This window comes from Pseudomonas sp. TH10 (genome assembly GCF_016651255.1).
GTDB lineage: Bacteria > Pseudomonadota > Gammaproteobacteria > Pseudomonadales > Pseudomonadaceae > Aquipseudomonas.
Genome location: NZ_JAEKEG010000171.1, coordinates 1 through 11,263, shown reverse-complemented (window position 1 = coordinate 11,263; position 11,263 = coordinate 1). Strand labels below are relative to the sequence as shown.

Annotated in this window: 14 protein-coding genes; 6 read left to right on the top strand and 8 right to left on the bottom strand. The window is 60.2% G+C overall.

Annotated elements, in window-relative coordinates; all coding sequences use genetic code 11:
- The 5 genes from JFT80_RS22575 to JFT80_RS22555 form a co-directional block, all read left to right on the top strand.
- Positions 1–862 (top strand): RNA polymerase factor sigma-54 (locus JFT80_RS22575; RefSeq protein WP_201149537.1); only part of this gene is annotated, 862 nt, incomplete at its 5' end.
- A 73-nt stretch (positions 863–935) separates the two neighbouring features.
- Positions 936–1,244 carry a ribosome hibernation-promoting factor, HPF/YfiA family gene (gene hpf, locus JFT80_RS22570; protein ID WP_007912419.1) on the top strand — a complete coding sequence of 103 codons (309 nt, stop codon included), beginning with the start codon at positions 936–938 and terminating at the stop codon, positions 1,242–1,244.
- 11 nt (positions 1,245–1,255) lie between these two features.
- A complete protein-coding gene (ptsN, locus tag JFT80_RS22565) occupies positions 1,256–1,720 on the top strand; it encodes a PTS IIA-like nitrogen regulatory protein PtsN (RefSeq protein ID WP_201149535.1) in 465 nt (154 codons plus the stop codon).
- Positions 1,721–1,722: 2 nt separating this feature from the next.
- Positions 1,723–2,580 (top strand): RNase adapter RapZ, encoded by an 858-nt coding sequence (gene rapZ, locus JFT80_RS22560; RefSeq protein ID WP_201149533.1) that lies wholly within the window; start codon positions 1,723–1,725, stop codon positions 2,578–2,580.
- Between the two features lie 15 nt (positions 2,581–2,595).
- Positions 2,596–2,871 carry an HPr family phosphocarrier protein gene (locus JFT80_RS22555; protein ID WP_041072841.1) on the top strand — a complete coding sequence of 92 codons (276 nt, stop codon included), beginning with the start codon at positions 2,596–2,598 and terminating at the stop codon, positions 2,869–2,871.
- A gap of 73 nt (positions 2,872–2,944) precedes the next feature.
- Here the strand turns inward: JFT80_RS22555 and JFT80_RS22550 are convergent, their stop codons facing one another.
- The 6 genes from JFT80_RS22550 to pmbA all read right to left on the bottom strand — a co-directional run bounded on the left by JFT80_RS22550 (position 2,945) and on the right by pmbA (position 8,255).
- A complete protein-coding gene (locus tag JFT80_RS22550) occupies positions 2,945–3,838 on the bottom strand; it encodes a ZIP family metal transporter (protein ID WP_201149531.1) in 894 nt (297 codons plus the stop codon).
- A 30-nt stretch (positions 3,839–3,868) separates the two neighbouring features.
- Positions 3,869–4,480 carry a superoxide dismutase gene (locus JFT80_RS22545; protein WP_201149539.1) on the bottom strand — a complete coding sequence of 204 codons (612 nt, stop codon included), beginning with the start codon at positions 4,478–4,480 and terminating at the stop codon, positions 3,869–3,871.
- A 1-nt stretch (position 4,481) separates the two neighbouring features.
- Positions 4,482–4,922, bottom strand: a complete 441-nt coding sequence (locus JFT80_RS22540; RefSeq protein ID WP_008085084.1) for a hypothetical protein — start codon at positions 4,920–4,922, stop codon at positions 4,482–4,484.
- A gap of 27 nt (positions 4,923–4,949) precedes the next feature.
- Positions 4,950–6,326, bottom strand: coding sequence for an aspartate ammonia-lyase (locus JFT80_RS22535; RefSeq protein ID WP_201149529.1), 1,377 nt, complete (start codon positions 6,324–6,326; stop codon positions 4,950–4,952).
- Positions 6,307–6,714, bottom strand: a complete 408-nt coding sequence (locus tag JFT80_RS22530) for a FagA protein (RefSeq protein WP_201149527.1) — start codon at positions 6,712–6,714, stop codon at positions 6,307–6,309. Before JFT80_RS22530 ends, JFT80_RS22535 begins: the two co-directional genes overlap by 20 nt.
- Before the next feature lie 194 nt (positions 6,715–6,908).
- Entirely contained in the window at positions 6,909–8,255 is a 1,347-nt protein-coding gene (gene pmbA / locus JFT80_RS22525; RefSeq protein WP_374091437.1) for a metalloprotease PmbA, read from the bottom strand.
- Positions 8,256–8,363: 108 nt separating this feature from the next.
- Here pmbA and yjgA point away from each other — a divergent pair, with 108 nt between their 5' ends.
- Positions 8,364–8,888 carry a ribosome biogenesis factor YjgA gene (yjgA, locus tag JFT80_RS22520; RefSeq protein ID WP_008085091.1) on the top strand — a complete coding sequence of 175 codons (525 nt, stop codon included), beginning with the start codon at positions 8,364–8,366 and terminating at the stop codon, positions 8,886–8,888.
- Positions 8,889–8,980: 92 nt separating this feature from the next.
- On the opposite strand, the gene tldD is transcribed toward yjgA, so the two are convergent.
- Positions 8,981–10,423 (bottom strand): metalloprotease TldD, encoded by a 1,443-nt coding sequence (gene tldD, locus JFT80_RS22515; RefSeq protein WP_122606067.1) that lies wholly within the window; start codon positions 10,421–10,423, stop codon positions 8,981–8,983.
- Between the two features lie 4 nt (positions 10,424–10,427).
- Positions 10,428–11,263: carbon-nitrogen hydrolase family protein (locus JFT80_RS22510; RefSeq protein ID WP_201149523.1), on the bottom strand; the 836-nt coding region annotated here is incomplete at its 5' end.

Sequence of the window (11,263 nt, the reverse complement as noted above, 5' to 3'; positions counted from 1 at the left end):
TGCCCGCAACCTCGGCGAATGCTTGTTGCTGCAATTGCGCCAGTTGCCAGCCAAGACGCTCTGGCTCGCAGAAGCCAAGCGCCTGGTCACGGACTACATCGACCTGCTGGGCAGCCGCGACTACAGCCAGCTGATGCGCCGCATGAAGCTCAAGGAAGATGAGCTGCGCCAGGTGATCGAACTGGTGCAGAGCCTCAACCCGCGCCCCGGCTCGCAGATCGAGTCCAGCGAGGCCGAATACGTGGTCCCGGACGTGATCGTGCGCAAGGACAACGAGCGTTGGCTGGTGGAACTCAACCAGGAGTCGGTGCCCAAATTGCGGGTCAACGCCCAGTACGCCGGTTTTGTCCGCCGCGCCGACACCAGCGCCGACAACACCTTCATGCGCAATCAGTTGCAGGAAGCTCGCTGGTTCATCAAGAGCCTGCAAAGCCGCAACGAAACCCTGATGAAAGTAGCCACCCAGATCGTCGAGCATCAGCGCGGTTTTCTGGAGTACGGCGACGAAGCCATGAAGCCGCTGGTTCTGCACGACATCGCTGAAGCGGTGGGCATGCATGAATCGACGATCTCCCGGGTGACCACGCAGAAATTCATGCATACCCCGCGCGGTATTTATGAACTGAAATACTTTTTCTCCAGCCACGTCAGCACCTCCGAAGGCGGTGAATGCTCGTCCACGGCGATCCGCGCGATCATCAAAAAACTGGTTGCGGCGGAAAATCAGAAAAAGCCGTTGAGTGACAGCAAGATCGCTGGTTTACTGGAGGCACAAGGCATTCAGGTGGCTCGCCGCACCGTCGCCAAGTACCGCGAATCCTTAGGGATCGCGCCTTCGAGCGAACGCAAGCGGTTGATGTAAGCCACGTTACAGCGTTCCAGTGGCAGGCTATCCAGCCTGCCGCTTTATGCACTGGCAACGAAGGAGAAGCTGTATGCAAGTCAACATCAGTGGACACCAACTGGAAGTGACCCAACCTCTGCGTTCCTACATCGAGGAAAAACTCCAACGACTGGAACGACATTTCGACAAGATCACCAACGTGCAAGTCACGATGTGCGTCGAAAAGCTGAAGCAGAAAATCGAAGCCACCTTGCATATACCCGGCAGCGAAGTGGTCGCCAATGCGGAAGATACCGATATGTACGCGGCGATCGACTCACTGACCGACAAGCTGGACCGTCAACTCAAAAAGCATAAGGAAAAGACCCAGAGCCTGCTCCAGGGCGCCACCGGTCGATAACCCCCCACTCCATGATCCGACTTGAAAATATCCTGACCCCCGGCCGTTCCCTCGTGAACGTGCCGGGCGGCAGTAAAAAGAAAGCCCTCGAACAAATTGCCAACCTGATCGCCCGCGAAGTGCCGGATCTGGAGATGCAAGATGTCTTCGAGGCCCTGATCGCCCGTGAAAAACTCGGTTCCACCGGTTTTGGCAACGGCATCGCCATTCCTCACTGCCGCCTCAAGGGCTGCCAGTCGCCTATCAGCGCCTTGATGCACCTTGAAGCGCCGATCGATTTCGACGCCATCGACGGCGCGCCGGTTGACCTGCTGTTCGTATTGCTGGTCCCGGAAGCCGCCACCGATGCGCACCTGGAGTTGCTGCGTCAGATCGCCAGCATGCTCGATCGCAAGGACGTACGCGATAAACTGCGCAGCGCTGCGAGCAACGAAGCCTTGTACCAGGTCGTACTGGACGAGCAAAACGGGCAGTAATCATGCGCTTGATCATCGTCAGCGGCCGTTCCGGCTCGGGTAAAAGTACCGCCCTGGATGTCCTTGAGGACAACGGCTATTACTGCATCGACAACCTGCCCGCCGGCTTGCTGCCGGAATTGGCCGAACGTGCCCTTATCCACACTGAGCTGGCGCAACCGCTGGTGGCCGTGTCGATTGATGCGCGCAACCTGCCAAGCCATCTGACACGGTTTCCCGAGCTGCTTGAAGATGTCCGCAGCAAACACATCCAGTGCGATGTCCTGTATCTGGATGCTGATGAAGAAACCCTGCTCAAGCGTTTTTCCGAGACTCGCCGTCGCCACCCGCTGAGCAACGCCAACCGCTCGCTGGCCGAAGCGATTCAAGATGAAACAGCCCTGCTCGGCCCCATCGCCGACCTCGCCGATCTGAAGATCAACACCACCAGTCTGAACCTGTACCAGTTGCGCGATACCATCAAGCTGCGGCTGCTGAATCAGCCTGAGCCTGGCACGGCGTTTCTGGTCGAGTCATTCGGCTTCAAACGCGGCATGCCGGTGGACGCGGATCTGGTGTTCGACGTGCGCTGCCTGCCCAACCCTTACTGGAAGCCGGAACTGCGAGCGCAATCGGGGCTTGATGCGCCAGTGGCCGACTATCTGGCGGCGCAGCCGGAGGTCGAAGAAATGTTCCAGGACATCTTCACCTACCTGCACAAATGGCTACCACGCTTTGCGGCGAGCAACCGTGCTTACGTCACCATCGCCATTGGCTGCACCGGCGGGCACCACCGCTCCGTCTACCTGACCGAACGCTTGGGTCAGGCCCTGCAGAAAACCCTGAAGAACGTCCAGGTTCGCCACCGCGACCTCACTTAAAGGATTCACACCGCGATGCCTGCTCTGGAAATCGAAATCATCAATAAACTGGGTTTGCATGCCCGCGCGTCGGCCAAGTTTGTTGGCGTTGCCGGGCAGTTTCCGGATTGCACAATCAGAGTGGGCCGTACGCCGGAGACTACGGTCGACGGTAAAAGCATCATGGCGATGATGATGCTCGCCGCTGGCAAGGGCACGAAAATTTATCTGAGCACTGAAGGGCATCAGGAACAGGAAGCGCTGGATGCGCTGGTGAAGTTGATCAACAACTACTTCGATGAGGGTGGTTGAAAGTCCAAGTCAAAGATCGCAGCCTACGGCAGCTCCTGCAGGGAAAAACGAACCCTGTGCGATCTTTTGATCTTTATCCCAACGCGGTATCCATCACCATCATCAGACAAAACCCGATCAACAGCCCAAGACTGGCTAATTTGTCATGACCATTGCGTCGCGACTCCGGGATGACTTCGTGGGTCACCACCAGCAACATCGCCCCCGCCGCCAGTGCGAGCCCAAGCGGCAATAGCAGTTCGGCCAGGCTCACCAGCCACGCACACAGCAGCGCAAAAACCGGCTCAACCAACCCAGAAGCGGCACCGATCAGGAATGCCCTGACCCTCGACATCCCCGCCCCCGCCAACACCAGCGCAATCACCAGCCCTTCCGGCACATCCTGCAGCGCAATACCCATCGCCAGGCTATCGGCATCAGGCATGCCGCCCCCTGCTGACACGCCGACCGCCATGCCTTCGGGAATGTTATGGGCAATGATGGCAAACACGAACAGCCAGATCCTGGGCGCAATCGCCGGCCGCTCCTGCCCGCCTGCCAGCATTTCCGGGCAGGCTCCGGAGACCTTGCGGTCCACCAGATACAAACCCAAAGCGCCAAGCATGATGCCAAGGCTGATCAGGCCACTGGCGGCCCAAGGCTTGAGCCCGAGGCTCTGCGCGGCGGAGATCCCAGGCACGATTAGCGAAAACGCCGTCGCCGCCAACATGACCCCCGCGCCGAAACCTAACAGCGTATCGCTGACGGCTTGCGGCATGCGGCGAATCACCAGCACCGGCACCGCGCCCAGCGCCGTACCCAGTGCGCAGATCGCCCCACCCTGCAATGCACGCAGCAGTTTCGGTTCAAGATCCAGCCACGCCAGCCCTTGGGCGACCAGCAAGGACATACCCGCCAGCAATAACAGCGATCCGAATGCGTAACGAAACATCCGCCCACTTCCGATCGCCAGCGTTTCAGTGCCCATAATCAGCCTTGGTGGTTTTTCATTGAAGATTCAACCCAGTGCGGCCTGATAGCGCGCAGCCACTTCAGGCCAATTGATCACGTTGTAAAAAGCGTTGATGTATTCCGGGCGACGGTTCTGGTAGCGCAGGTAATAGGCGTGCTCCCAGACGTCGAGGCCGAGAATCGGCGTATTGCCATTCATCAATGGGCTGTCCTGATTACCGCTGCTCTCCACGACCAGTTTTTTCTGCGGGGTCACACTCAGCCATGCCCAGCCACTGCCAAAACGGGTCAGCGCAGCCTTGGTGAACGCCTCCTTGAAACTGTCGAGCCCGCCCAGTTGCTCGTCGATTGCCTGGGCCAGCGCGCCGTCAGGGGCGCCGCCACCGTGCGGGGCCATGACTTCCCAAAACAGCGAATGGTTGGCGTGGCCACCGCCCTGGTTGATAACGGCGGCACGCAGTTTTTCCGGCAGCTGCTGGACGGCCGCCACCAGTTTTTCCACCGGCCATTCGGCGTACTCAGTGCCTTCTACCGCCGCGTTGAGGTTATTGATGTAGGTCTGGTGATGCTTGGTGTAGTGGATCTCCATGGTCTGCGCATCGATGTGCGGTTCGAGGGCGTCGTAGGCGTAAGGCAAGGCAGGCAGGGTAAAAGCCATTTCAATGGACTCCATGGTGATGTGGGGCAGGCGCGCGGCGCGCATTGCCGGTATCCGGGTGCAACAGGCGCTGGGTGCGCGGGTATTCGCCGTGCTCGCTGATGAAATTCAGCAGTTCGACGTAAGTTTTGCTGCTCTGGCGCAGCGCCGCTTCACGCAGTGCCGGGCGCAGGCGCTCGTCCTGCATGGTCTGCAACAGCCGTTGGTGGATGGCACAGAGGTACTCGGCGCTTTCCTCCGGCTGATTCAGGCGCAGGTGCAAGTCGGCCAGGTTATGGTGGGAGATGACGCAGGCCGCCACCGCTTCATCGGCATCCGCCCAGCGTTCGTACAGCACTTGTGCCAGGGCCAGGGCTTGCAAGTAAGCCTCGCGGGCGTCGATCAGTTCGCCCAGCATGAAGCAGCGATTGGCCCGTTCGATCGTGCGTTTCCAGTGCTCCATGGTGAGCCTCCAAAGCGGTTGCGGTGCTTACACGCCGCCGGCGGTGAGTTTCTCGGGATTGAGCAACTCTTCCAGTTGGCTGCGCGACAGATCGGTGTGTTCCAGGGCAACGTCGATCACTGCACGACCTTCCTTGTAGGCCTGCTTGGCGATTTCCGCGGCTTTCTGGTAGCCGATGATCGGGTTGAGCGCGGTGACCAGGATCGGGTTGCGCGACAACGCTTCTTTCAAGCGCGATTCGTTGACCTTGAAGCTGGCGATCGCTTTGTCACCGAGCAGGCGGCTGGAGTTGGCCAGCAGTTCGATGCTGCTCAGCAGGTTCTGCGCAATGATCGGCAGCATTACGTTCAACTCGAAATTGCCCGACTGCCCGGCGATGGTGATCACCGAATCGTTGCCGATCACTTGCGCGGCGACCATGGCGGTGGCTTCCGGTATCACCGGGTTGACTTTGCCCGGCATGATTGACGAACCCGGTTGCAGAGCTTGCAGTTCAATTTCGCCGAGGCCCGCGAGCGGACCGGAGTTCATCCAGCGCAGGTCATTGGCGATTTTCATCAGCGACACGGCGATGGCCTTGAGTTGCCCGGAGACGGCGACGGCAGTGTCCTGCGAGCCAATCAGCGCAAACAGGTCCTTGCCCGGGGTGAATTGCACGTCGGTCAGTTGGCTTAGTTGACGGCTGAAACGTGCGGCAAACTCAGGATGTGCGTTGATCCCGGTGCCGACCGCTGTGCCGCCCTGCGCCAGCGATTGCAGACTTGGCAGCAGATCCTGCAGATGGCCAATGTTGGCCTTGAGTTGCTGCGCCCAACCGTTGAGCACCTGACTCATGCGTACCGGCATAGCGTCCATCAAGTGGGTGCGGCCGGTTTTGACGTGGTGATGCACCTGCTCGGCTTTGTGCTCGATCACTTGCACCAGGTGCAACAGCGCCGGCAGCAGTTGTTCGTGCAGGGCCAGCGCGGCGCTGACGTGGATGGTGGTGGGGATGATGTCGTTGCTGCTCTGGCCGCAGTTGACGTGATCGTTGGCGTTCACTGGCTCGTCGAGCAGGCGGCTTGCGAGTGTTGCGATCACTTCGTTGGCGTTCATGTTGGAGCTGGTGCCGGAACCGGTCTGGAAGATATCCACCGGGAAATGCTGCATGAAGTCGCCTTCGAGCAAGCCTTGCGCGGCGTCGCTGATGGCTTTGCCCTGGGCGGCGCTGATCTGGTTGAGTTCGACGTTGGCGCGGGCAGCAGCGGCTTTGGCGAGGATCAGTGCGCGGATGAATTGCGTCGGCATCGGTTTGCCGCTGATCGGGAAGTTATCCACTGCGCGCTGGGTCTGCGCGCCGTAGAGAGCGTCCACTGGCACCTGCAGTTCGCCCATGCTGTCGCGCTCAATACGTGTCTTGGTCATCGGTAAATCCTTGGACTAATTCAATGAGAGGAATCGAGGGAAGCAACTCGCAGGTAGCGAGCTGCCAGGTGTAGCGTTGCCAGCGCTTGAGCCGGCAGTTGCACAGCGACAGACGCTCCATTTCACGCAATGGACGCCAGGCTTGATCGAGACAGAGGCTGCGCCAGTGCCACGGCAACGCGATGTCGGTGGCGGTGTCGAGCAGCAAGCGGAAGGACGTTTCGGCGACCGTCCAGGGTGAGGTCGCGGTGCAACAAGACAGATACCGGCCTTCGGCCAGGTAATGTTCGATCAGGCGCGGTTCGTCAGAATCCATCGCGCAACGGATCTGGCGACTCATCCAGCGCCAGCTTTCGAGGTACGGCTGCTCGTGCAAGGCAGAACTCATGATCCGGGGCTCATCCGATAATGAGATTTATTATTAGATGATAATGAGAACCAAAACAACCCCGAGATTCCGGATAATCCACCTATGGGAGCAAAGCGTGCTCCCATAGGCGTGCTTTACCTGCCGTGGTGTGCAGGCGAAAAAAAGCACGCCATCCGGTTGGGTGGCGTGCCTTTAGTGTTGCAGCAAAAATATCAGCTGCCCGCGACAGTCATCCGTTCGATCAACACCGAACCTGTGCGGATATTACTGCGCAGCTCAAGGTCGTTACCGACCGCGACGATCTGTTTGAACATGTCGCGCATGTTGCCGGCGATGGTCACTTCCTGCACCGCGAACTGGATTTCACCGTTCTCGACCCAGAAACCCGCCGCACCGCGCGAATAATCGCCGGTGACCATGTTCAAGCCATGGCCCATCAGCTCAGTGACCAACAACCCACGACCCATGCGGCGCAACAAGGCCGCTTGGTCTTCGTCGCCATGGGTGACGAACAGGTTGTGCACGCCGCCGGCGTTGGCGGTGCTCGGCATCCCCAGCTTGCGACCGGAATAGGTGCCAAGGATGTACGACACCAGCTCGCCCTTCTCGACGAACGGCTTGGCATAGGTCGCAAGGCCATCGCCGTCGAACGCCGAACTGCCCATGGCGCGCATCAGGTGTGGCCGCTCGTCGATGGTCAGCCACTCAGGGAACAGCTTCTGCCCCAACGTGCCCTCAAGGAATGACGATTTACGATACAGACTGCCGCCGGATACCGCCGAGAGGAAACTGCCGAACAAACCACCGGCCAATTCTGCGGAAAACAGCACCGGCACTTCGCAGGTGGGTACCGGACGAGCGCCCAGACGGCTTGCCGCCCGTTGCGCCGCACGTTGGCCGATGCTCACCGGATCCGCCAGCAAGGTGCCCTGACGGCTCACGTCGTACCAGTAATCGCGCTGCATCTGGCCATCGGCCTCGGCAATCATCACGCAGCTCAGGCTGTGCCGGGTCGAGGCATAACCACCGACGAAACCGTGGCTGTTGCCGTAAACGCGGCAGCCTTGATGGGTGCTGAGCGTGGTGCCGTCGGCGTTCTTGATCCGCGCATCGGCATCAAATGCCGCCGCCTCACAGATAAGCGCTTTCTCGATGGCCTGCTCCGGGGTGATGTCCCATTCGTGGAACAGATCAAAATCCTGCAGATCCTTGGCCATCAACGCCGCATCGGCCAGGCCCGACGCTTCGTCCTCAGAGGTATGCTTGGCGATGGCCAGTGCGGCGGCGACAGTCTCGCGGATCGCATCAGGCCCAGTCGCAGACGTACTGGCCGAACCCTTGCGCTGACCGACGTACAGCGTAATGCCAAAGCCCTGATCGCGGTTGAACTCGACCGTCTCGACCTCGCGCTGACGCACCGACGTCGACAGCCCTTGTTCCAGCGACACTGCTACTTCACAGGCACTGGCGCCCTGGCGCTTGGCTTCGGCGATGATCTGCTCGACCTGTTCCTGCAGTGCCGGCAATGCCTGCGGGCCGACGCTTTGAACTGCACTCATGCTCATCTCCACTCAAATTCTGCTTTCGGCTGGGGCCATCGAGCGACCGGGCCGGACAAGCGGCCCCCGACTGGTTATCATGGCGGCGTTTCTTTGCGGACTGCCACCATGGTTGATTCTTACGACGACTCCCTCGATACGGGAGAAAAAAGCAAATCTCAGGTCAAACGCGAGCTGCATGCTCTGGTTGACCTTGGCGAGCGCCTTACAACACTCAAGCCTGACTTGGTGGCAAAACTGCCACTGACCGACGCGATGCGCCGTGCCTTGGCCGATGCGCCCAAGCACACCGCGAATATCGCGCGTAAACGGCACTTGCAGTTCATCGGCAAACTGATGCGCGATCAGGACACTGACGCGATTCTGACCTTGCTCGATCAACTCGATGCCTCGACTCGTCAGTACAACGAGCGTTTCCATAACCTGGAACGCTGGCGTGACCGCCTGATCGCTGGCGATGATGCCGTGCTGGAGAAATTCGTCGTCGAGTACCCGGACGCCGATCGCCAACAACTGCGTTCCCTGATCCGTCAGGCTCAGCACGAGGTTGCGCAAAACAAACCTCCTGCTTCCAGCCGCAAGATCTTCAAGTACATCCGTGAGCTGGACGAGACTCAACGCGGCCTGCGTTAAATCTCGCCCCTGTAGGAGCTGCCGCAGGCTGCGATCTTTGTTTTTAAAAAATCAAAAGATCGCAGCCTGCGGCAGCTCCTGCAGCCAATCTCTTATGCGCCCGTGCCACCCACGGTGATCGCATCGATTTTCAGCGTCGGCTGGCCAACACCCACTGGCACCGATTGCCCATCCTTGCCGCACGTACCCACACCGCTGTCCAACGCCAGATCGTTACCGACCATCGACACCCGACTCATCGCCTCGGGGCCGTTGCCGATCAACGTCGCGCCTTTGACCGGCGCGGTGATCTTGCCGTCTTCGATCAGATACGCTTCGCTGGTGGAGAACACGAATTTGCCGCTGGTGATGTCGACCTGACCACCGCCAAGGTTGGCGCAGTAGATGCCCTTCTTCACCGAGGCAATGATTTCTGCCGGGTCGCTTTCACCGCCGAGCATGTAGGTGTTGGTCATCCGTGGCATCGGCAGATGCGCATAGGATTCGCGACGACCGTTACCAGTGCGGGCCACGCCCATCAGACGCGCGTTGAGCTTGTCCTGCATGTAACCCTTGAGCACACCGTTTTCGATCAGCGTGGTGCATTCGGTCGGGGTGCCTTCATCATCCACGCTCAGCGAGCCGCGACGACCACTCAACGTACCGTCATCAACAATGGTGCACAGTTTCGACGCAACCATCTCGCCCATGCGGCCGCTATACGCCGAACTGCCTTTGCGGTTGAAGTCGCCTTCCAGGCCATGACCGACCGCTTCGTGCAACAGCACGCCAGACCAGCCCGAACCCAGCACCACCGGCAAAGTGCCGGCCGGCGCAGGAATCGCTTCGAGGTTCACCAGCGCCTGACGCAGCGCTTCACGGGCATAACCCATGGCACGGTCTTCAGCGAGGAAATAACGGTAGTCGGTACGCCCGCCGCCGCCGTGACCACCGCGCTCGCGACGGCCATTCTGTTCAACGATCACGCTGACATTGAAACGCACCAGCGGTCGCACATCGGCTGCCAGACCGCCGTCGGTGGACGCCACCAGAATCCGTTCCCAGACCCCGGCCATGCTCACGCTGACTTGTTGGATACGTGGGTCGAGAGCACGAGTGGCAACGTCGATGCGCTTGAGCAGCTCGACTTTCTCGGCGCGGCTCAGCACTTCCAGCGGATTGTCCGGCCCATAAAGTTGTGCAACATCTTGTGTGGTGAACGCCTGCACGGTGCCGTTCTGCCCGGCACGCGAGATCGAACGTGCAGCGCGGGCCGCAGCGCCGAGCGCTTCGAGAGTGATCGCATTGCTGTAAGCGAAGCCGGTTTTCTCACCGGACTGCGCGCGCACGCCAACCCCTTGGTCGAGGTTGAAGCTGCCTTCCTTGACGATGCCATCTTCCAGCGCCCAGGACTCGGAGATCTGCCCCTGGAAATACAGGTCGGCCGCATCGATGCCCGGGCCGGCCAGATCGCCGAGCACGCCTTGCAGGCTCTCGATCGTCACACCGCCGGGGGCCAACAGGTGATCACTGACTGAGGACAACAACTCGCTCATAGGTTTACGCCTTAAATTCGTGTTCTGAGGCAGGTCGCTGTGCGCCCTGCGAGAAAAACCGCCGATGACGCGTCACCGGCATCCGCGCCCTGATGGACGCCTGTTCATTACTATCGCGCTCGGCCAGCAACACCGCTTCGCCTTGATCCTGACTGGCCAGCACGCGGCCCCACGGGTCGACAATCGCCGCATGCCCGAAGGTTTCCCGTGGGCCCGGGTGGGTTCCGCCCTGCGCTGCCGCCAACACATAACACTGAGTCTCGATGGCCCGCGCGCGAATCAGCACATCCCAGTGCGCCGCGCCGGTCACCGCGGTAAACGCCGACGGTGCGGTAATCAACTCCGCGCCGGCAGCCCGCAACTCGCTGTACAGCTCCGGAAAGCGCAGGTCGTAACACACCGTCAGACCGACTCGGCCAACCGGTGTGTCCGCCACCACCACGCCACTGCCATAAGCATAGTCATCGGATTCACGATAACGACCACGATTGTCCGCTACATCGACATCGAACAGATGCAACTTGTCATAGCGTGCTACGAATTCGCCGTGTTCATCGACCAGTAACGAGCAAGCATTGGCCTTGGCCGTCGGCTGATCCACCGGCGGCAACGGCAACGTGCCGGCCACTATCCATAACTTGAGGTCGCGGGCGGTCTGTTTCAACCATGGCAGGATCGGTCCTTCACCCAGCGCTTCGGCGCGGCCGATATCAGCGATGTCACGGCGGCCCATGGCAGCGAAGTTTTCTGGCAGCACGGCGAGCTTTGCCCCCGCCGCCGCTGCTTGTTCGAGCAGGCGTCGGGCCTGAGCCAGATTGGCCAGCACATCACTCTGGCTGA